Annotated in this window: 17 protein-coding genes; 10 read left to right on the forward strand and 7 right to left on the reverse strand. The window is 72.5% G+C overall.

All coding sequences use genetic code 11. From position 1 onward, the window contains the following. Positions 1-107 precede the first annotated feature (107 nt). The 4 genes from JJV70_RS06165 to JJV70_RS06180 all read left to right on the forward strand — a co-directional run bounded on the left by JJV70_RS06165 (position 108) and on the right by JJV70_RS06180 (position 4,780). Positions 108-863: a methyltransferase domain-containing protein gene (locus tag JJV70_RS06165; RefSeq protein WP_308294697.1), complete on the forward strand. Its 756-nt coding sequence runs from the start codon at positions 108-110 to the stop codon at positions 861-863. A 654-nt stretch (positions 864-1,517) separates the two neighbouring features. Beyond that, entirely contained in the window at positions 1,518-2,831 is a 1,314-nt protein-coding gene (locus JJV70_RS06170; RefSeq protein WP_219046710.1) for a hypothetical protein, read from the forward strand. A 43-nt stretch (positions 2,832-2,874) separates the two neighbouring features. Further along, positions 2,875-3,726, forward strand: a complete 852-nt coding sequence (locus JJV70_RS06175) for a Bro-N domain-containing protein (RefSeq protein WP_219046711.1) — start codon at positions 2,875-2,877, stop codon at positions 3,724-3,726. A gap of 496 nt (positions 3,727-4,222) precedes the next feature. Beyond that, a complete protein-coding gene (locus JJV70_RS06180) occupies positions 4,223-4,780 on the forward strand; it encodes a hypothetical protein (RefSeq protein WP_219046712.1) in 558 nt (185 codons plus the stop codon). Positions 4,781-4,790: 10 nt separating this feature from the next. On the opposite strand, the gene htpX is transcribed toward JJV70_RS06180, so the two are convergent. Next, on the reverse strand, positions 4,791-5,690 hold the full coding sequence (gene htpX / locus JJV70_RS06185) for a zinc metalloprotease HtpX (RefSeq protein WP_219046713.1): 900 nt from the start codon (positions 5,688-5,690) through the stop codon (positions 4,791-4,793). A gap of 148 nt (positions 5,691-5,838) precedes the next feature. Here htpX and JJV70_RS06190 point away from each other — a divergent pair, with 148 nt between their 5' ends. After that, complete coding sequence (locus JJV70_RS06190) at positions 5,839-6,330, forward strand: hypothetical protein (RefSeq protein ID WP_219046714.1); 492 nt, start codon at positions 5,839-5,841, stop codon at positions 6,328-6,330. Here the strand turns inward: JJV70_RS06190 and JJV70_RS06195 are convergent. Beyond that, the gene (locus JJV70_RS06195; protein WP_219046715.1) at positions 6,290-6,853 is read right to left on the reverse strand and encodes a hypothetical protein; all 564 of its coding nucleotides are present in this window, start codon (positions 6,851-6,853) and stop codon (positions 6,290-6,292) included. The genes JJV70_RS06190 and JJV70_RS06195 overlap by 41 nt on opposite strands. Positions 6,854-6,927: 74 nt before the next feature. After that, positions 6,928-7,824, reverse strand: a complete 897-nt coding sequence (locus JJV70_RS06200) for an LLM class flavin-dependent oxidoreductase (protein WP_219046716.1) — start codon at positions 7,822-7,824, stop codon at positions 6,928-6,930. Between the two features lie 180 nt (positions 7,825-8,004). On the opposite strand from JJV70_RS06200, the gene JJV70_RS06205 reads away from it, so the two are divergent. The 4 genes from JJV70_RS06205 (at position 8,005) to JJV70_RS06220 (ending at position 10,815) form a co-directional block, all read left to right on the forward strand. Further along, positions 8,005-8,316, forward strand: coding sequence for a calcium-binding protein (locus JJV70_RS06205; RefSeq protein ID WP_219046717.1), 312 nt, complete (start codon positions 8,005-8,007; stop codon positions 8,314-8,316). Between the two features lie 469 nt (positions 8,317-8,785). Further along, a complete protein-coding gene (locus tag JJV70_RS22490; RefSeq protein ID WP_257573495.1) occupies positions 8,786-8,947 on the forward strand; it encodes a hypothetical protein in 162 nt (53 codons plus the stop codon). An 83-nt stretch (positions 8,948-9,030) separates the two neighbouring features. Next, positions 9,031-9,837 (forward strand): isocitrate lyase/phosphoenolpyruvate mutase family protein, encoded by an 807-nt coding sequence (locus JJV70_RS06215; RefSeq protein WP_219046718.1) that lies wholly within the window; start codon positions 9,031-9,033, stop codon positions 9,835-9,837. A gap of 108 nt (positions 9,838-9,945) precedes the next feature. Continuing rightward, entirely contained in the window at positions 9,946-10,815 is an 870-nt protein-coding gene (locus tag JJV70_RS06220; protein ID WP_219046719.1) for a Cof-type HAD-IIB family hydrolase, read from the forward strand. Between the two features lie 92 nt (positions 10,816-10,907). Here JJV70_RS06220 and JJV70_RS06225 read toward each other — a convergent pair whose 3' ends face one another. Genes JJV70_RS06225 through JJV70_RS06240 form a run of 4 tightly spaced genes read right to left on the reverse strand, consistent with a single transcriptional unit; the run spans position 10,908 to position 18,918 of the window. Then, positions 10,908-12,626: a GAF domain-containing protein gene (locus JJV70_RS06225; RefSeq protein WP_219046720.1), complete on the reverse strand. Its 1,719-nt coding sequence runs from the start codon at positions 12,624-12,626 to the stop codon at positions 10,908-10,910. A gap of 24 nt (positions 12,627-12,650) precedes the next feature. Then, positions 12,651-16,277, reverse strand: a complete 3,627-nt coding sequence (cydD, locus tag JJV70_RS06230; protein WP_219046721.1) for a thiol reductant ABC exporter subunit CydD — start codon at positions 16,275-16,277, stop codon at positions 12,651-12,653. Positions 16,278-16,284: 7 nt separating this feature from the next. After that, the gene (gene cydB, locus JJV70_RS06235) at positions 16,285-17,331 is read right to left on the reverse strand and encodes a cytochrome d ubiquinol oxidase subunit II (protein ID WP_219046722.1); all 1,047 of its coding nucleotides are present in this window, start codon (positions 17,329-17,331) and stop codon (positions 16,285-16,287) included. 30 nt (positions 17,332-17,361) lie between these two features. Next, the gene (locus tag JJV70_RS06240) at positions 17,362-18,918 is read right to left on the reverse strand and encodes a cytochrome ubiquinol oxidase subunit I (RefSeq protein WP_219046826.1); all 1,557 of its coding nucleotides are present in this window, start codon (positions 18,916-18,918) and stop codon (positions 17,362-17,364) included. A gap of 272 nt (positions 18,919-19,190) precedes the next feature. On the opposite strand from JJV70_RS06240, the gene JJV70_RS06245 reads away from it, so the two are divergent. Further along, positions 19,191-19,601 (forward strand): cyclophilin-like fold protein, encoded by a 411-nt coding sequence (locus JJV70_RS06245; RefSeq protein WP_219046723.1) that lies wholly within the window; start codon positions 19,191-19,193, stop codon positions 19,599-19,601. The last annotated feature ends 152 nt before the right edge of the window (positions 19,602-19,753 follow it).

Raw genomic sequence — 19,753 nt, forward strand, 5'->3', positions numbered from 1 at the left:
ACCCCAAGGCCCGTCACAACACCCCCTTGTGACGGGCCTCACCACACGCAGAAAATCGCCTTGCCAAAGACCACCACCACCCGGTTGGCTCGGCGACCGTGACCGCTGTGAACCGCCTCGTACGCCCCGACCGCTACCCCCGTTCGGCCCGCTACGACCCGACCTGGCTGCTGGACCTGGACATGGGTCCGCACCCCCTGTGGCTGCTGGAAGACCTCGCCCAGGATCTCGACCTGCGCCCGGGCATGCGGGTGCTCGACCTCGGTTCGGGGAAGGGCGCGTCGTCGGTGTTCCTGGCCCGGGAATACGGCGTCCACGTGGTGGCGGCGGACTGGTGGATCAGCGCCGAGGAGGCGTCGGCCGTCTTCGCCGCAGCCGGTGTCGGGGACCGGGTGGAGGCGGTGCGGGCGGAGGCCCACGTGCTGCCGTTCGACAAGGCGAGCTTTGATGCCGTGGTGAGCATCGACGCGTTCGAGTATTTCGGCACGTCGGACAGTTACGTGCCGTACCTGGCGCAGTTCCTCCGCCCCGGCGGCCAGTTGGGCATCGCGACGCCCGCCATGACGTGTGAGGTCCGCGAGCTCGGAGCGATCCCGGCGCACATCAAGAAGGTGGTGGGCGGGGAAGCCGCCGCCTGGCACACCCCCGAGTGGTGGCGCTTCCACTGGGAGATCACGGAACAGGTGACGGTCACCTCCGCGCGCATGCAGGAGGAGGGCTGGCGAGACTGGCTGCTGTGGACACAGGCGTGCGCCGAGCACCAGCCGCACGGTCAGGCAACACACCAGCCGGTGATCGACATGCTCACCGCAGACGCAGGCGAATACCTCGGCTTCGCCCTGGTCACCGCACGGAAGGACTGAACCGGGTCCGCGCCACGCCCAGCGCCCGGGCAGGGGTGCGGCCCTACGCCGCAGTCGAACGCCATGGTGACCGGAGTGCTGGACACGGAATCCGCCGCCGAGGTGCTGTCATGCGTCCAGGCAATACCGAGACGAGGAACCTTCACCGGGGTGAGGGTGCGGTGGTGGGCGATGGGCCGGGATGGTCGGCGTCGAGGTGGGCCTGGGTGGGGTCGGCGGCAGCCCGTGGTGGGTGGACGCCGAGCAACGAGGCGTCTTCGTCGCGGGGTGTTGGGTGCACTGGGTGGTAGGTCCGTAGCACGGGGAGAGGGGGACGCTGTGTGATTCTTTGGCCTCTGCATTCCGTCAGCTTTGCGGGTGGATACTTCACCCCAACGAGTGAAATGCGATGACGGCGGAATCAGGGGTTCCGCATTTTTCGGAACGGTTCGCCTGCGGCGTTTCACCTGGTCAGACGGGTCACAGGTGAGGCAGTCGCATGCCGGGGCAGGGAACCCCGCCACGGCCGGGACGGACCGGTGACCGGTTCTCCGCGCTTGCGCTTTTCGTCACATCGGGTTGTAGATTCAGCGCAGCTCAGACAACTGGAAACGAAGAAGGCCCCCGCGATGCGCCAACATCCGAGGGCCGTGACACAGGAAGACGACCCTTCCCATGCGCATCCATCGTATGCGGCCTGCCCGCGCCTTCTCCACCTACTCCAACACCCTCTTGCGCGATCACCACATCTCGTGGTGCGCCCTGGGGCTCCTCACCTACCTGCTGAGCCTGCCGGAGAGCGCGAAGACGAACATCCGGGAGCTGGCGGGCCTGCGCTTCGAGGGCCGCGACCGCGTCGCCTCCGCCCTCAACGAGCTGGAGAACGCCCGCTACCTGCGCCGCGTCCAGTGCAACGCCCCCGTGACCGGGCGGATTTACACCTACTACGAGTTGCACGACACGCCGTATGAGCCCGCCGAGCAACCGCACTCCACCGAGCGCCCGGAACCGAGGCCGCAGCCCGCCCGGCAGGCAGAGCCAGCACCGGCCGAGCTGGCTCCCGCGACACCGGCCCTCGCAGAACCGCAGCCCGCAGAATCAGCTTTCGCAGCAACGGCGTTGGCGGAACCGGCGGCCACTGATCCGACGCCCGCCAAGCCCGCCAAGCCCCCGGCGTCGGACTGCCCAGCGGCCGAGCCGTCCGCGCCGCCCGCATCCGGAAACCCGGCTTTCGGTGCCCCGGCCCCCGGAGCTGCGGGCTCTCCCCCTACGGGGGTAAAGACCTTGGGGCAAGAACCACCCACCCCCAGCCCCCACGCCGCCGAGCGGAGCGCGAGCGACCCACCGCCGAGCGACGACCCACCGGGTGGCGAACCTCCGGGCAGTGAACAACGGTTCGCCGCCGCGAGCGCTCCGCCCCGCGACGATCGGGGCGAACATCCACGCCGCGACCCCCGCGACCGGCGCGGCCGTCCGCGCGGCAAGCGGCGGGAACGGCCGGAACGCTCGGCGCCACCAGCGCGCGACCGGGCAGCGGCGGCGCCGGTGTCCGTGCCGGACAGCCTGCGCCCGGCCGTCACCCTGCTGCTGTCGCTCAGCCGGGCCGAACCCCGGCTCTCCCTAGGCACCGCCGAAGCCGTCCAACTGGCGCCGCTCGTCACGCAGTGGCGGGCCAACGGCGCCCGGGATGACACGCTGCGCTGCGCCCTCACCAGCGGCCTGCCCACCCACGTCCACTCGGCGCTCGGGCTGCTGGCGAACCGGCTGCGCCGCAAGATGCCGGAGCGCCCGGCACCGCCACGGCCCGCCCGCCGCCTGCACGAGTGCGCGAGCTGCTGCGCGCCGTTGCCCGAGCCCGGCCGGTGCCGCCCGTGCCGCACCGGGGAGCCCACGGAGCCGCCCGTCAGCGAGGCTCAGCGCGCCCTCGCCCAGCGCGGTGCCGCCCGCGCCCGCGCCGCCCTCCGCACCCCGAATCTCCGCCCCGCCTGACCAGCGCGGAGCGGTTATCCACAACCCGACCCGAGGGGAAACCATGACTGAACGACCGATCAAGCACGCTGCCCACCAGCAGCTCAAAGGGCTCGGTCTCCTCGCCGAAGCCCTCACCTACCCCGACACCGGAGAGACCATCGAACTCCTCACCGCCGACGACGGCGGCAAGTGGTTCTGGCTGCACGAGGTGGCCAAGGCAACCGACTTGCCACACCTCAGGAAGGAGCTGTCCCGGCGTCTTGACCTCGACGAATGGCAGAAGGTCGATGTTTCCGCAGGTCAGGATAGTGTCGCCAGTAGCGACGTTATCCGTAACCCGATGCGGGTCCTGATCTCCTTGCCCGGTGTGATCAAACTGCTATCCACCGCGCGGAAACCGTCGGCCCGCGCCTTCGACCGCTGGGCGCGGCACGAGGTGCTGGCCCCGCTGCTGGCCAGGGGCACGGAACCGCAGCAGCACGGCCCGGCGCGGGGCTACGTCGACTCGCTCCTCGCGCTGGCCTTCGAGACGCAGGCCAGGGTGCTCGGCGTGCAGCGTCAGCAGGCCGAAACCCTGGCCAAGCTGACGGAAATCCTCGACCGCGTGACGACGGAATCGCTGCCCGGCGTCCTCCCGCGTCAGCGCCACCCCGAGGCGGCCGAGCTGCTGGACAAGTGGCGCCAACAGCACCTGCTGAGCGAGGAGGTGTGGACCGTCGCCGCGTACGCGCTGCCGATCATCGTGGAGCACGGCACCCTCCAGGCGTCCCCGAGCAAGGTCGCCGAGCGCACGGGCCTGAACGTCGCCGTCGTCAACCGCGCCCTGCTCGATCTGTGCCTGGCCGGGTGCCTGCGTCCGGTGGGCGAGACGGCCCGCGCGAAGCACACGATCTACCAGCTCGGCCGCCCGTAGCGCGACGCCCCGCCTGACCAGCGCGGAGCGGTGATCCACCACTCGACCAGAGGGGAACCATGACCCACCCACCGCCCCGGTGCCCTCCGAGCCCAGACGAAGGAACGACACATCAGTCCCAGAAACCGGGCCGACACTCCAGCCCAGAACCGGGCCGCCAGCACCCTCGTCACCCCGGTTCACACCACGCTCATCAGTGACGGCGACGGGGCCACCAGATGTGTTGCAGAGTTGCAACACCACGTCTACTGTGAAGTGGAGCGGTGATCAGCGGCGGGCGTCACCAGAAGAAGGAGATCGCTGCGGAGGTGCGCCGGGCGACGGCGGCGGGCCTGCACATGGTGCCCGGCAAGTCGGGCCACACGTGGGGCCTGGTCACGTGTCCCGGGTGTGGCGGCCGGTTCCGGGTCTGGTGCACGCCTCGGTCTCCCGGCAACCACGCGGCCGATCTCGCGCGCTTCACCGAGACCCACCGCGCACACCTAGGGGAGCGACCATGACCGAGTGGAGTTTCGACGTCGTGCTCAACCGGGAGCCGACGGACGCCGAGGCGGATGCCCTGTTCGAGGCCGGTCTTGACGACTGCGGCGTGGTGCTCGGTGGTCGGGGGCAGCCCTCATACCTGTCCTGCCACCGGGAAGCGCCCGATCTCGTCGCGGCGGTGCTGGCGGTGGCCGCTGAGGTGCGCACCGTGCCCGGGTTGCGCGCGGTGCGGGCGCGCCACGACGACCTGGTCACCCTCGGAGCCGCCGCGCAGCGGACGAACGGGTTGCGCACGCGGGAGAGCCTGCGGCTGCTGGCCGGGGCAAAACGCGGGCCGGGTGGCTTTCCCGCGCCGGTCAACGAGGACGGCGGCGCCCGCCTGTACTCGTGGACGGAGGTGGCGACGTGGCTGCGGGAGGTGCTGGGTGACGCGCTGCCGGAGGTCGTACCGGATCTCGTGGTCGCCGATCACGCGCTGCGGCTCGCGGACGACTTGGCACGCTACCGGAGCGTCCGGCCTGAGACCGTCAGGCGGTACGTCTTCCCCGAACCCGGAGATGTCGCGGCCTGAGCCCGCCGGGTCAGCGGCTGAGGTGGCGGGAGATGTCGGCGAGCTGGGCCAGGCGCTGGTCGAGGGTGGGGTGGGAGGAGAACAGGCGGGAGAGGCTTTCGCCGGAGAGGGCGGGGGCGAAGAAGAAGGCGTTGAAGGGTTCGGCGCGGCGCAGGTCGCGGGTGGGGATGCGGGCCATCTGGCCGGTGATCTTGGTCAGCGCGGAGGCCAGCGCGGACGGCTTGCCCGTCAGCAGCGCGGCGCCCCGGTCGGCGGACAGCTCGCGGTAGCGGGACAGCAGCCGCGTCAACAGGAAGCTGATGACGTACACGACGACGCTGACCAGCGGGATGACCAGTGCGAGGATCGCGGTGTTCTGGTTACGGCCGCCGCGCATCAGCCCGCCCCACAGGGCCATGCGGGTGAGCGCACCGGCGAGGACACCGAGGAACGAGGCGAATGTCATCACCGCCACGTCGCGGTGGGCGACGTGGGACAGTTCGTGCGCGAGTACGCCTTCCAGTTCCTCGGGGGTGAGGCGGCGCAGCAGGCCGGTGGTGGCGCAGACCAGCGCCTTGTCCTGGCTGCGGCCAGTGGCGAAGGCGTTCGGCACGTCGGTGTCGGCGATGGCCACGCGCGGTTTGGGCAGGTCAGCGAGGGCGCATACGCGGTCGATGGTGCCGTGCAGCTCCGGCGCCTGCTGCGGGGTGACCTCGCGGGCGCCCATGCTGTAGGCGGCGATGCGGTCGCTGAACCAGAACTGGACGATGAACATCCCGCCCGCGAACAGCACGATCAGCGGCCAGGCGTTCTTCAGCAGCGCGATGAGCACGCCCATGAAGACGACGTACAGCAGGCCGATGAAGAACATCGTGGTCACCATGCGGCGGGTGAGGCCGCTGTCCGGCACATAGCGCGTGGCCCGGGCCATGGCTGCCCCTTTCGCTGCCCTTTTCCGGCCCTCGGGTTTCCCCCGGGTTCCCCCTCACGTTTCCAGCCCTGGGAACCCTCTCCCGGTGGTCATCCTCTTGTGAGCGACTGTACGCCTTGTTCCGTTGGTCCGCCGTTAGCATGATCGGATGAGGGAAGCAGCAGGTGGGGTGGGTGGCGACAGCACCGAGTCCGTCGTCGGCGCGGTGTGCGCGGTGGCGCGGGAGTACGGACACGGCGAGCGGCTGCGGGTGACGCACGACATCGGCGCCGACCAGGTGTCGCGCCGCACCCAGGCTCCGTTCGGCAGCGCCACCGACCCAGGCGGCTCGCTGCCGCACGAGGGGTTCGTGGAGATCGCCAGCACTCCGGCGGTGGAGGTGACGGTCTACCCGGACGGGGACGCCGCGATCGACGTGGACGGCGTCGAGTTCCGCGACGTGCCGCGCGAGCAGGCGCCCGCGTTCCTGCGCGCGGTGTACGACGGCTCGGCGTACGTGCACCGGAAAGTGTTCCCGCCCCAGCTGTGGCTCGTCGTGCCGCTGCCGGACGGCACCGCGCACCGGGAACTGGTGCTGCCGCTGGTTACCACGCCCTGGCTCAGAGGCCGGGCGCGCCCCACACCGGGAACCAGCGGCTGAGGTCCGGCTCGACCGGCAGGTCCCCCTCCAGCAGGCCGCGCACCTGGAGCTCCAGCGGGTTGTCACGGCGCTCACCGGCACCGGGCAGCGGAGCGAACGGGTAGAACGTGCCGCGCTTGTAGAGGTAGACGAGGGCGAGCGGGCGGTCGCCGTCGGCGTCGCGGAAACCGACCAGGGAGCACAGCAGCTGCGGCCCGAACCCGCCGCCCTCCAGCGCGCTGTTCACCGCGTGCAGGTCGCCCACCAGCCCGGGCAGCTCCTCCGGGCGGTGCCGCGAGCGCACCCAGGTGTAGCCGTAGCCGTCCTCGCTGAACTCGGCGGAGGGGAGGATGCCGCGCACGTCGGCCTCGATCCGGTCGAACGCCCCGCCCTCGGCGGCGGCGAAGCAGACCGAACCAGTACCGGTGGGGCGGAACCCCGCACCGGCCTGGAGGGTGATGGCGGCCGAGGGCAGGGCGAACAGCCGGTCCAGGTCGGGCCGCACCGGCTTCCTGCGGCCGAGCAGCGCGTCAAGGAAACCCACGGTCCCGACTGTAGGCACAAAACGCGCCCCCCACACCCCGCCCCGCCCGCAGGGGTGCCGCCGCAGCGGCCGGCTCAGACGGCCAGGTGGGCGGACGCCTCCGTCGCGATGCGCCCGAAGACCTTCTCGTCAGCGGCGAACCGGGTCCCCGGGATCGGCCAGTGCACGACGATCTCGGTGAACCCCAGCTCCGCGTGCCGCCCGGCGAAATCCACGAAGGCGTCGAAGGACTCCAGCGGACGGTCCGGCGTGAACGACGTCAGCAGCACCTTGTCCAGCTCCGCGACGTCCCGGCCCGCCTCCGCGCAGGCCGCGCCCAGCCGCTCGACCTGCGCCGCGATCGCCGCCCGCGACTGCTCCGGCGTACCGTGCTCGAACACCTTCGGGTCGCCGGTGGTCACCCACGCCTGCCCGTACCGCGCCGCCAGCCGCATGCCGCGCGGCCCGGTGGCGGCCACCGCGAACGGCAGCCGCGGACGCTGCGCGCAGCCGGGCAGGTTGCGGGCCTCGTGCGCGGAGTAGAACGTGCCGCCGTGACTCGTCTCCTCCTGGGACAGCAGACGGTCCAGCAGCGGTACGAACTCGGCGAGCCGGTCCGCCCGCTCCCGGGGCGACCACGGCTCCTGGCCCAGCGCCGTCGCGTCGAACCCGGTGCCGCCCGCCCCGATCCCGAGCGTCACCCGGCCCGCGCTGACATCGTCCAGCGTGATCAGCTCCTTGGCGAGCGTCACGGGGTGGCGGAAGTTCGGCGAGGTGACGAGCGTGCCGAGGCGCATGCGGGTGGTGGCGGTCGCGGCGGCGGTGAGCGTGGGGAGCGCCCCGAACCAGGGGCCGTCCCGGAACGGCGGTCGCCAGGACAGGTGATCGTAGGTGTACGCGGTGCCGAAACCCAGCTCCTCGGCGCGCTGCCAGCGCTCCCGCCCACCCTCGTGCCAGCGGTGGATCGGCAGGATCACAGTGCTCAGACGCATGAGGACGACCCTACGCCCCTGCCGATACCTGCCTCTGGGCTCCTCTGCGCACGCCCGGCCCCCGCGTCTTGCCCCCCGGCCCCGCGTCTCGCGCGCGCCCGGCCCCGACGTCGGCGCCGAAGGGCGGGGCTGTTTCACCATCCCTGCCGGGCGTCGGCCGAGGGCCACTAGGGTTATCTCATGGGTGTGTTGAGCGCAGCCGAGCTTGAGGCCATGATCGAAGAGGCGACGGTGGACGCCTACACCGAAGACGAGCAACTGACCGGTCTTTTCACCCTGCTTGAGGAACACCTGGCCGTGCCCTTCACCACGACGGTCCTTGGGAGCGAAGTGACCGTGCGCGCCGTTGACCTCACGCCGGGCGGCAGGATCGTCGCCCGGTGCACGCGGTCTGGCATGCGGCAGGCGATCGGCATTCTGGAGCTGCCGTTGCCCAGCCCGGCGCCGGAGGGCGCACAGTGGATCGAGGCATACCGGCACTGGGCCGGTTGAGGCCAGACACCTCGTTTCACCGCACGAAACTGGCCTAGCAACAAGGAACTGGACGTGGCTGAGGACCAGCAACAGCACGACGGCAGTCTGCCGCTGCCCGAGCTCATCGAGCGCGGTGCCGAACTGAAGCAGCAGTTGATCACCTTCGGGCAGAGCGCACGCTTTGAGCAGTGGTTGATGCCCCTTCTGCTGGACGCCGCTGGCCCCGCGATGGAGTTGGACGAGGGCGAGGCCATCCGGATCATCGACCACTTCTGGCGGACTCCGACACCATCGGTGTCATCTATGACGAGGTCGAAGGGCTCAACTTCTACGCGGACTACGGCATGCTGCGGGACCTCTTCGCTGATCCGGCGCTCCCGGGCCGCAAGCGGCACCAGGACCTGCTGCGCACCTATCTGCGCGACGACTCGATCTCGACGCTGCCTCTCCGCCGCTGGTCGCCGCTCACCCGGAGACAGCGGACACCGTGTTTGGGAAGCTGCTGCGGAAGCCCGGCTTCACCTGGAGCGAGCACGGTGAGGCGCTGCTGAGTCGGCGCAAGCCCTGGTGCTATGAGCGCCAGCCGCGTCCCGGGATGTCCGTCATCGGCGACCGCCTGAGTGAGCTGCTCGGAGTGGGAGGGCGCTGAGAGTTACTGGGGCGAGGTCCAGGGCGGGCACCTGATGCCGGGAAGCGGCGTGGTGGGGGCAGACGCTGCCGTACGCTCGCCGCATGGGAAACGTGGGACACACCGACACCGCGCGGCGGTTCACCGAGTTGCATGACAGCGGCATTTTCGTGCTGGCGAACGCCTGGGACGCCGGGACGGCACGGCTCCTGGCGGACGCCGGGTTCGCCGCGCTCGGCACGACGAGCGCCGGGCTGGCCCACACCCTGGGCCGCCCGGACGGGGTGAACGCCGTCACCCGCGACGAGGCGCTGGCCAGCGCCGCCGCCATCGCCGCCGCGACGGAGCTGCCGGTGTCGGCCGACCTGGAGAGCGGGTTCGGCCGCACACCGCAGGAGGTCGCGGAAACGATACGCCGAGCGGGCGCGGCCGGGCTCGCGGGCGGCTCCGTGGAGGACTCCACCGGCGATCCGCACGCCCCGGTGCGTCCGCTGGAGGAGGCGGTGGAGCGGGTGGCCGCCGCGGCTGAGGCGGCCCGCTCCCTGGACGCGCCCTTCGTGCTCACGGCCCGTGCGGAGAACTACCTGTACGAGCGGCCCGACCTGGACGACACCGTGCGCAGGCTGCGAGCGTTCGAGGCCGCGGGGGCCGACGTACTGTTCGCCCCCGGCCTGCCGGACGCGGACGCCGTGCGGACCGTCGTCGGCGCGGTCAGCCGCCCGGTCAACGTGCTCATGGGCGACGCGGCGCCCCCGCTGACCCTCGCGGACCTGGCCGCGCTCGGCGTGCGCCGGGTCAGCCTCGGCTCGGCGCTGTCCCGCACCGCGATCAATGCCGTACGCGCGGCGGCACGGCGCGTCCTCGACCACGGGAGGTTCGACTTCGGCGAGACGCCCACCGGCGCGAGCTGACGTGGGCTGGGGCTGGGCTGCCGGTACCAGGTGAGCGGGCTGGCGCCGGGGGCGGCCCGGCGACAGGTGAGCGGGGTGGGGCACGGATGTGCGAGTGAGTGGGGGAGGATGGTGCCTGTGACTGATGCCGCCGACACTTTCCGCCGCGTACCGCTGCCCGCACGTCCACCCCGGCTCATCGCCACAGACCTGGACGGCACCCTGCTGCGCGACGACAAGTCGGTCTCCGAGCGGACCATCGCGGCGCTGGCCGCGGCCGAGAAGGCGGGCGTCGAGGTCTTCTTCGTCACCGGTCGGCCCGCCCGGTGGATGGATGTCGTCAGCGACCACGTGCACGGGCACGGGCTCGCCATCTGCGCCAACGGCGCCGCCGTGGTGGACCTGCACAGCGGTGGCACCCTCGTGGAGGTGCGCGAGCTGACGCGGCAGGCCGCCATGGCGGTGGTCACGGCGCTGCGCGACGTCGCCCCCGGGGTCACCTTCGCCGTCGAGCGCGCGGGCGGTATCAGCTACGAGCCCGCCTACCCGCCGATCGTCGAGGACGTCGGCTCGGGCGTCGCGCCCGTCGGCAAGCTGCTCGGGGAGGACGCGGCGCCGGGCGGGGAGCCGGTACTCAAGCTGCTCGCCCACCACACCGCGCTGGACCCGGACGCCTTCCTCCAGCTCGCCCGGCGCGCGGCCGGTGACTTCGCCGAGTTCACCCGCTCCAGCCCGAGCGCCCTGCTGGAGGTCAGCGGGCGCGGCGTGAGCAAGGCCAGCACGCTCGCGCTGTGCTGCGCCGAGCGCGGCATCTCCCCGGCCGAGGTCGTCGCCTTCGGGGACATGCCCAACGACCTTCAGATGCTGACCTGGGCCGGGACCTCCTACGCCATGGCCAACGCCCACCCGGCCGTCACCGCCGCCACCACCCACGCCACCTGGTCCAACGAGGCGGACGGCGTGGCCGTGGTGATCGAGGGCCTGCTGGCCCTTCACTGACCCGCCCGGCGGCCGGGCGCCCGGCCGCCGGGCGCTCGCGGCATCTCCTTTCCCGCCCCAGCTCCCCGCGCCTCCCGGGCGCACCGCACCGGCTACAGCGGGGCGGCCCACCGGACGGCCGTGCCACGGCCGTGCAGCCCGGGGCCGGTCTCGCTGGTGCCGCCCAGCTCCTCGGCGCGGCGCCGGAGGTTCGTCAGCCCGCTGCGGCGGCCACCGGATGGCAGGCCCACGCCGTCGTCGGCAACGGTGAGCCGCACGGCGGGCCGTCCGTCGGGCAGGGTGCCGGTGACGTCAGCGGTCAGCTCGATGCGGGACGCGCCAGCGTGCCGCACCGCGTTGGACAGGGCCTCGCGCGCCGCGGCTACCAGGTCGCGCCCGGTGCGTTCGCCGACCAGCGAGTCCACCGGGCCGGTGAACGTCACACCGGGCTGGAAGCCGAGTGCGAGCGCTGCGGTGCCCACCTCGCGCAGCAGCCGGGTGCGCAGGGACGCGGCCTGCTCGGCCGGGTCCTGCTGGAGGGCGTAGATGGCGCCACGGATCTCCCGGATGGTCAGGTCCAGCTCGTCCATGGCCTGTTCGATGCGCCGCCCGTACTCCGGCGGCTCCGCGCCCGCCGGGCTGTCCGGTGCCGGGCCGGGAGCCGCCCGCCGCCGCACGCTCTCCAGCAGCATGCCCGTGGCGAACAGGCGCTGGATCACCAGGTCGTGCAGGTCGCGGGCGATGCGGTCGCGGTCCTCGTAGACGGCCAGGCGCTCGCGGTCCCGCTGGGCCTCGATGAGCAGCAGGGCGAGCGCCGCCTGTGAAGCGAACCGGCGGGCGAGCGTGCGTTCGGTGGCGGTGAACGGCGGGGCGCCCGGGGACCGGGGCAGGGCCAGGGTGCCCAGGATGCGGCCCTCGTTGCCGAGCGGCAGCATCATGCTGGGCCCGAACCGGGCGGCCACGTGCGTGGTCAGCCGGGGATCGGTGGCCGAGTCCTCGACGTATACGGACTCCCCGGTGAGCAGCGCGGCCACCAGCGGGCTGTGCGGCGGAACCCGCACGCCCAGCAGTTCGGCCGGGTCGTCCGCGGCGGCGGCGACGATCTCCAGGCCGCCTTCCGCGTCCGGCATGAGCACCAGCCCGGCCGCCGCGTCCGCCAGCTTGCGGGCCTGCTCGGCGACGACGGACAGGGCGTCCTGCGTGCCGCGCAGCAGCGCCGTGGTCAGCGCGGCGCTGCCGTCGATCCAGCGGGCCCGCTGCCGCGCGGACTCCAGCAACCGCGCGTGGCCGACGGCGATTCCGGCCTCGGTGGCCACCACCCGCACCAGGTGCACGTCGGCGTCGGTGAACGGCCGCCCCTCGGCCTTGTCACACAGGTAGAGGTGGCCGAAGGGCTCGTCGAGGACACGGATGGGCACGCTGAGGAAGTGCGGGTTCGGGCCGCCGCCGATGCGGCCACGGATCACGGCGGCGTCGCCGTGGGTGAAGAACCCCGGCAGGCCGTCGGCTTCCGCGCCCAGCACGCCGATCGCCGCGTGCCGGGCACCGGTGAGCGCGGCGGCAGTCTGCACGCTGCGGTCCAGGACGCTGCGCAGGTCCACATCCTGGCCGATGGCAACCATGGCTTCCAGCACCTGCGGCAGTCTGCGCACCAGCTCCGGGGTGAGGCTCTGCAACGACTCGGCGGCCTGCCGGGCCGCCCGCGTCACGGCCGTCCGCTCGTCGCCCGGCGGCACAGCGGGGCGGGCGGGCGGCGCGCCGGTGTGGTCGGGCACACCCGCCCCGGCCCGCGAGCCCGGGCCGTCCGGGGGGCCGGTGCGGTCCGAGGCCATGGCGGGCGCCTTCCGGTCAGGCGGTCAGGTCAGGGGCACAGGGGCACCCCTCGTCCCAGTGGAGCGGAGAGTCTCGGCTTCCGCCTCCCGGGCGAGCAGTTCGCGCAGCGGGCCGGGGACGTCCGCCAGCTCGGCGTACGGGCCGCGCTGCACGCACCGGCCGCCGTCCAGGACCAGCACCTCGTCCACGGCCGCCAGTCCGGCGAGCCGGTGGGTGATGAGCACGGTGGTGCGGCCCTCGGTGGCCGCCAGCAGGTCTGCGGTCAGCGCGTCGGCGGTGGCCAGGTCCAGGTGCTCGGCGGGCTCGTCCAGGACGAGAACCGGGAAGCCCGCCAGCAGCGCCCGGGCGAGCGCGAGCCGCTGCCGCTGACCGCCGGAGAGCCGGGCGCCGTGCTCGCCGACGGACGTGTCCAGGCCCTCGGGCAGCCCGTCCACCCAGGGCAGCAGGCGGGCGTCGGCCAGGGCGCGGCGCAGCGCGGTGTCGTCCGCGCCGGGGCGGGCGAGCCGCAGGTTCTCCCGCAGCGTGGAATCGAACAGGTACGCGTCCTGGGCACACAGGCCGACGCCGCGCCGCACGGTGTCCGAGTCGTACCCGGTGGCGTCGGCGCCCCCGTAGGTGTACGTGCCGCCCTGCGGGTCCGCGAAGCGGAGCAGGGTGTGGGCCAGCGTCGTCTTGCCGGAGCCGGAGGGCCCCACGACGGCGACGCGCTGGCCCGGCGTCAGCTCCAGGTCAATTCCGTCGAGCGCGGGCCGGTCCTGTCCCGGGTGGCGCACGGTCAGGCCGCGTAGCCGCAGCGGGAAGGGGGACGCGGGCGCGGGCAGCGGCTCGTCCGGTTCGCGGACCGGTTCGGGCGCATCCAGCACCTCGTGCAGGCGCTCCGCGCTGCGCCGCACCCGCTGCCGGTACTGCACGGCGAGCGGCAGGCCGAGCACGGCTTCGAACGCGGCCAGCGGCGTCAGCACGACAACGGCCAGCCAGACGCCCGCCAGCTGGCCGTCGTGCACGGCCTGGCCGCCGAAGGCGGCGGCAGCGGTGACGGTCAGCCCGGTGGCGAGCGCGGTGAGCCCACCGGCCAGTGCGGTGGCCGCCGCTGAGCGCGCCGCGATGCCGGTCAGCTCGGCGTCGGCCCGGCGGACGGCGGCCAGGCGACGGGCCAGTGCCCCGGTGACGGTCAGCTCGCCGACGCCGGTCAGCAGGTCCACGGTGCGCGCGCTGAGCGTGCCGCGCGCCGGGGCCAGGGCACGGGCGGTGCGCCGGGTCACCACGGAGGTCAGCCACGGCACGCCGACTCCGGCGGCCACGAGTCCCACCGCGAGCGCGGCCCCGGCCTCCGGGAGCAGCCAGGCGGTGAATCCGACGGCGGCCGCCCCCACGGTCACCGCAGAGGTGACCGGCAGCAGCCAGCGCAGAAAGTAGTCCTGCAACGCGTCCACGTCGTCTACGAGCCGCGCCAGCACGTCGCCCCTGCGGCTGCGGTGCAGCGCGGCCGGGGCCAGCCGCTCCAGCTGCCGGTAGACGGTCACCCGCAGGTCGGCCAGGACACGCAGCACGGCGTCGTGCGATACCAGGCGTTCGGCGTACCGGAAGACGGCGCGACCGATACCGAAGGCCCGCGTCGCGGTGACGGCCACCATCAGGTACAGCACCGGGGGCTGTTCGGAGGCGCGGGAGATCAGCCAGCCAGAGACGGCCATGAGCCCCACCGCGCTGGCGAGGGCCAGAGCACCCAGTGCGGTGGCGAGCGCGAAACGGCCACGCAGGGGCCGCCCGGCGGCGCGCACGCGGGCGAGCACACCGCGCGCGGGATCACCGGTGTCCGCCGCGGCGGCAGGGGCCTGTGGCGGAGCGGGTGGTTTCACGTGAAACTCACCCTGTTTCACGTGAAACACCGGCTCGGGCCCCGTTGCCGGGGCAGGCACCGGGGCTGCGTCGGCGGCGGTGGGCTGGGCAGCCCCGCCGGCCGGGGCCGCCCCGCCTACCGGGGCTGCCTGGCTGACCGGGGCCGCCTGGTCTACCGGGGGCGCCAGGTCCGCCTGGCCCACGGAGACCACGCGGTCCGCGACCGCCAGCAGGGCGGGACGGTGCACGATCAGCAGCACCGTGCGGCCGTGCGCGAGTCGGCGGATCGCCTCGACCACCGTGCCCTCGGTGGCCCCGTCCAGCGCGGCCGTGGGCTCGTCCAGGAGCAGCACCGGCCGGTCCGCCAGGAAGGCGCGGGCCAGCGCCACCCGCTGCCGTTGCCCCGCCGACAGCCCGGCGCCGCCCTCGCCCAGCTCCCTGGCCGGGTCCAGATCGGCCGCACCGGCGTCGCGCAGGGCGGCGTGCACGGCGTCCGCGTCGGCGTCGGGCCGGGCGAGGCGGACGTTGTCGGCGAGCGTCCCGGCGAACAGGTAGGGGTGCTGCGGCACCCAGGCCACGTGGCGGTGCCACTCCGCGCGGTCCAGCCGCGCCAGGTCCACGCCGTTCACCAGGACGCGTCCGGTCGTCGGCGGGACGAAGCCCAGCACGGCGTTCAGCAGTGTGGACTTGCCCGCGCCGGACGGCCCGACCAGCGCGACGGTCTCCCCCGCGCACACGGTGAGATCGGTGACCGGCAGCGAGGGCGTGTCCCGGCCCTCGTGCCACACGCTGACCCCCTCCAGCGCCACGCCGACCCCGGAGGCGTCGGGCAGCGGGCGGCCCCCGGGCTCGGGCAGCGGCGTCTGAAGCACCGCGAACGCCTCCTCCGCCGCCGCCAGCCCCTCGGCGGCGGCGTGGTACTGGGCGCCCACCTGCCGCAGCGGCAGGTATGCCTCCGGAGCGAGGATCAGCACCACCAGCCCGGTGTAGAGGTCCAGTTCGCCGTGGACCAGCCGCATGCCGATGCCAACGGCCACCAGCGCGACGGAGAGCGTCGCCAGCAACTCCAGGGCGAAGGAGGACAAGAAGGCCAGGCGCAGCGTCCGCAGCGTCGCCCGGCGGTAGTCACCAGTGATCGCCCGGATGTTCTCGGCCTGCGCCTTCGCCCGGCCGAACACCTTGAGCGTCGGCAGCCCGCCCACCAGGTCCAGGAAGTGATGGGAGAGCCGGGCGAGCTGCCGCCACTGCCGGTTCATGTGCGCCTGGGTGGCCCACCCGATGAGCACCATGAACACCGGGATCAGCGGCAGGGTGCCGGCGATGGTCGCCGCCGCGATCCAGTCCAGGCCCACGATGCGGGCCAGCACCGCCACCGGCACGACCGCGGCGAGGCCCAGCTGCGGCAGGTAGCGGGCGAAGTAGTCGTCCAGCGCGTCCACCCCACGGGTGGCGAGCGTCGTCAGCTCGCCGGAGCGGCGGCCGCCGAGCCAGGCCGGGCCGAGCGCCGCGGCGTGGGTCAGCAGCCGCAGCCGCAGCTCGGACTTCACCGACGCGCTGGACCGGTGCGCGGCCAGCTCCGTCAGCCAGGCCACCACGGCCCGGCCGACGGAGACCAGCGCGAGCAGCGCCAGCGGACGCAGCAGGTCACCGGCCGCCGCGCCCTGCTGGAAGGCGCGGACGACGAGTTCGGCGATGAGCATCGCCTGACCGATGACGAGCCCGGCTCCGGCCAGCCCGAGTACCACCACGGCGAGCAGGAAGAACCGGGTGGCGCGGGCGTACCTCAGCAGCCGCGGGTCCACGGGGCGCACGGCGCCCTCACCCGCGTCCCGGCTCGGCCGCCGCCTGGGTGGAGGGCGCCGAGTGCGGGTCCGGCGCGATGTGCTGGGTGCCGATCCGCTTGCGGAACACCCAGTACGTCCAGCCCTGGTACAGCAGCACCACCGGTGTCGCGATGGCCGCGCACCAGGTCATGATCGTGAGCGTGTACGGGCTGGAGGCCGCGTTCTGGGCCGTCAGGCTCCACTCCGGGTTCAGCGAGGAGGGCATGACGTCGGGGAAGAGGCTCAGGAAGAGCTGGGCGACGGCGGCCACGATGACCACCCCGGAGAAGGTGAAGGCCCAGCCCTCACGCCCGCGTCCATTGGCGACGAGAGCCGCCACCAGCGCCACGACGGCGGCCACCATGGCGACCAGCGGGGCCATGCCGCCGTCGTTCACCTGGGTCCAGCCCAGGAAGGCGGCGGCCAGCACGGCGACGAGCACCCCGAGGCCGGTGGCCAGGCGCCGCGCCCGCTCCCGGATGTCCCCCACCGTCTTGAGCGCCGTGAACACTGCCCCGTGCAGGGTGAACAGGGTCAGGGTGACCGCGCCGCCGAGCAGGGCGTAGGGGCTGAGCAGGTCGAACAGGTTGCCGGCGTACTCCTTGTCCGCGCCGATCGGCACGCCGCGCACGATGTTGGCGAAGGCCACGCCCCACAGGAAGGCGGGCAGGGCCGAAGACCAGAAGATGGCGTGTTCCCAGTTGCGCTGCCAGCGCTCCTCCGGCCGCTTGGCGCGGTACTCGAACGCCACCCCGCGCACGATCAGGCAGATGAGGATGGCCAGCAGTGGGAGGTAGAAGCCGGAGAAGAGGGTGGCGTACCAGTCGGGGAAGGCGGCGAAGGTGGCGCCGCCGGCGGTCAGCAGCCACACCTCGTTGCCGTCCCAGACGGGTCCGATGGTGTTGATGAGTACCCGGCGCTCCGCGCGGTCCCGGGCGAGCAGCTTGGTGAGGACGCCGACGCCGAAGTCGAAACCCTCCAGGAAGAAGTAGCCGGTCCACAGGACGGCGATCAGGATGAACCACACGGTGGGCAGGTCCACGGGGATGCTCCTTTCGGTGAGTCGTCGCCGTCAGTAGGAGAAGGCCATCGGCCGGTCGGCGTCAGCGTCATCGTCCTGTCCTGCGCCGCCCGGGCCGCCGGGGCCGAAACCGCCGATGCGGGTGGGCGGGTTGAGGTCGGCTTCCGTCAGCTCGGGCGGCCCGGCCTTGACGTACTTGGCCAGCAGCCGGATCTCGATGACGGCGAGCACCGCGTACAGCAACGTGTAGATGCTCATCGAGGCGATGACCTCACCCTGCGAGACGCCTGGCGAGACGGACGCGGAGGTGGGCAGCACCCCGTAGACGGACCAGGGCTGGCGGCCCATCTCGGTGAAGATCCACCCCCAGGAGTTGGCGATCACCGGGAAGGCCATCGTGAGGAAGGAGAGCTGCCAGTACCAGCGGCCGAGCCGGGGAGCGAGTTCCCGGGAGCGGGTCAGGGCCAGCTTCGGCACCTCGTCCGGGGCGGTGCGCAGCTGGGGAGCCAGCAGGCGCTTGGTGCGGGTGAGCCACAGGCCCAGCACCCCCAGGGCGAAGGAGAACATGCCGAAGCCGATCATCCAGCGGAAGCTCCAGTAGGCGACCGGGATGTTGGGGCGGAAATCGTCCATGCCCAGCTGCTCGCCGTACTGCTCCTTCAGTGCCTCGTTCGTGTCGTTGATGCCGGGCACGGGGGAGGTGAAGTTGTCGTGGGCGAGGAAGGAGAGCACGCCCGGGATCTCGATGGCCACCACGTTGTGGCCCTCGTCCACATCGCCGATGGCGAAGAGCGAGAAGGGAGCCGGGCCCTCGGTGTCCCACAGCGCCTCGGCGGCGGCCATCTTCATCGGCTGCTGCTCGTACATGATCTTGGCCAGCCGGTCCCCGCTGACGGCCACGAGCAGGCCGGAGACGACCATGGTCACCAGGCCGAGCCGCAGGGAGGTGCGCATCACCTCGATGTGCTTGCGGCGCATCAGGTGGTAGGCGGCGATGCCCACCATGAAGGCGGCGCCGACGAGGAACGCGGCGGTGATCGTGTGGGCGAACTGCGCGAGGGCCGTGTTCTGGGTGAGCACGTGCCAGAAGTCGGTCAGTTCCGCGCGTCCGCTCTCCTCGTTGATGCGGTAGCCCACGGGGTGCTGCATCCAGGAGTTGGCGGCGAGGATGAAGTAGGCGGACAGGACGGTGCCGAGGGCCACCATCCAGATGCAGGCCAGGTGGATGCGCTGGGGCAGGCGGTCCCAGCCGAAGATCCACAGGCCGATGAAGGTGGACTCGAAGAAGAACGCGATCAGCGCCTCGAAGGCGAGCGGCGCTCCGAAGACGTCGCCGACGAAGCGGGAGTAGTCCGACCAGTTCATGCCGAACTGGAACTCCTGGAGGATGCCGGTGACGACACCCATCGCGATGTTGATCAGGAAAAGCTTGCCCCAGAACTTGGTGGCCTTGAGGTACTTCTCCTTCTTGGTGCGCACCCATGCGGTCTGCAGGCCCGCGACGAGCGAGGCGAGCGAGATCGTCAGGGGGACGAAGAGGAAGTGGTAGACGGTGGTGATACCGAACTGCCAGCGCGCCAGGGTCTCCGGCGCGAGTGCGAGGTCCAGGTGCACGTCGCTCTCTCCTTCGGCTCACCGCGAGGCCCGGCGGCCCGCGGCTGCTGCCCTTCGTCGTCCGGCTCTCCCTTTCCGGTCTTTCTGGGCATGGCGGATGTGGTTCGCTTGCTGATCAAGAACACGACGAAGCTGCCTGATCACGCACAAGCCAGACGCGCTCGTGAATGCGTTCACAATCACAAGCATTATGTCCTACTGCCGCGTACTGGAAAACAGGGGGGTACCCCTTCACAGATATCTCAACAAAATGTTGAATCTGGGGCATGAGTGAGACAGCACCGCAGACCCAGTCCAGCCAGCACACCATCCGCATCACCTGGCCCGCGGGCCAGCTCACGGCCACCCTCGACGACACCCCCACCAGCAAGGCCCTGCTCGCCGCCCTCCCCCTGGAGTCCCGGGCCGCCACGTGGGGCGAGGAGGTCTACTTCGACACCCGGCTCAGCCCCGAGCTGGAGGGCGACGCCCGCCAGGTCGTCGAACCCGGCACCGTGGCGTTCTGGACGGAGGGCGACGCGCTCGCCCTGCCGTACGGGCCCACGCCGATCTCGCGCGGCGACGAGTGCCGCCTGGCAAGCCCGTGCAACGTGCTGGGCCGCGTTGACGGCGACCCCCGGGTGCTGGCCACCGTCCGCTCCGGCGACGCGATCCAGGTGACGCTGGCCGCGAGCTGAGCCGGCGGTTTGGGGAGCCGCTACGACGCGGCAACCGCCGTCCGCCCCTTGCGGCCCGCCCGCCCCTTGCGGCCCGCCCGCCCCTTGCGGCCCGCCCGCCGCTGGGGACGGGGCGGTGGCACCCGGCCCGCTCGGCTCGGTCCCGCCCGCAG

Source organism: Streptomyces sp. JJ66 (assembly GCF_019303495.1).
GTDB lineage: Bacteria > Actinomycetota > Actinomycetes > Streptomycetales > Streptomycetaceae > Streptomyces.

Coding starts and splice junctions, on each gene's coding strand:
- JJV70_RS06170 (WP_219046710.1), top strand. CDS start 1,518: ATGCGCATCCATCGTATGCGGCCTGCCCGCGCCTTCTCCACCTACTCC.
- JJV70_RS06175 (WP_219046711.1), top strand. CDS start 2,875: ATGACTGAACGACCGATCAAGCACGCTGCCCACCAGCAGCTCAAAGGG.
- JJV70_RS06180 (WP_219046712.1), top strand. CDS start 4,223: ATGACCGAGTGGAGTTTCGACGTCGTGCTCAACCGGGAGCCGACGGAC.
- htpX (WP_219046713.1), bottom strand. CDS start 5,690: ATGGCCCGGGCCACGCGCTATGTGCCGGACAGCGGCCTCACCCGCCGC.
- JJV70_RS06190 (WP_219046714.1), top strand. CDS start 5,839: ATGAGGGAAGCAGCAGGTGGGGTGGGTGGCGACAGCACCGAGTCCGTC.
- JJV70_RS06200 (WP_219046716.1), bottom strand. CDS start 7,824: ATGCGTCTGAGCACTGTGATCCTGCCGATCCACCGCTGGCACGAGGGT.
- JJV70_RS06205 (WP_219046717.1), top strand. CDS start 8,005: ATGGGTGTGTTGAGCGCAGCCGAGCTTGAGGCCATGATCGAAGAGGCG.
- JJV70_RS06215 (WP_219046718.1), top strand. CDS start 9,031: ATGGGAAACGTGGGACACACCGACACCGCGCGGCGGTTCACCGAGTTG.
- JJV70_RS06220 (WP_219046719.1), top strand. CDS start 9,946: ATGGTGCCTGTGACTGATGCCGCCGACACTTTCCGCCGCGTACCGCTG.
- JJV70_RS06225 (WP_219046720.1), bottom strand. CDS start 12,626: ATGGCCTCGGACCGCACCGGCCCCCCGGACGGCCCGGGCTCGCGGGCC.
- JJV70_RS06245 (WP_219046723.1), top strand. CDS start 19,191: ATGAGTGAGACAGCACCGCAGACCCAGTCCAGCCAGCACACCATCCGC.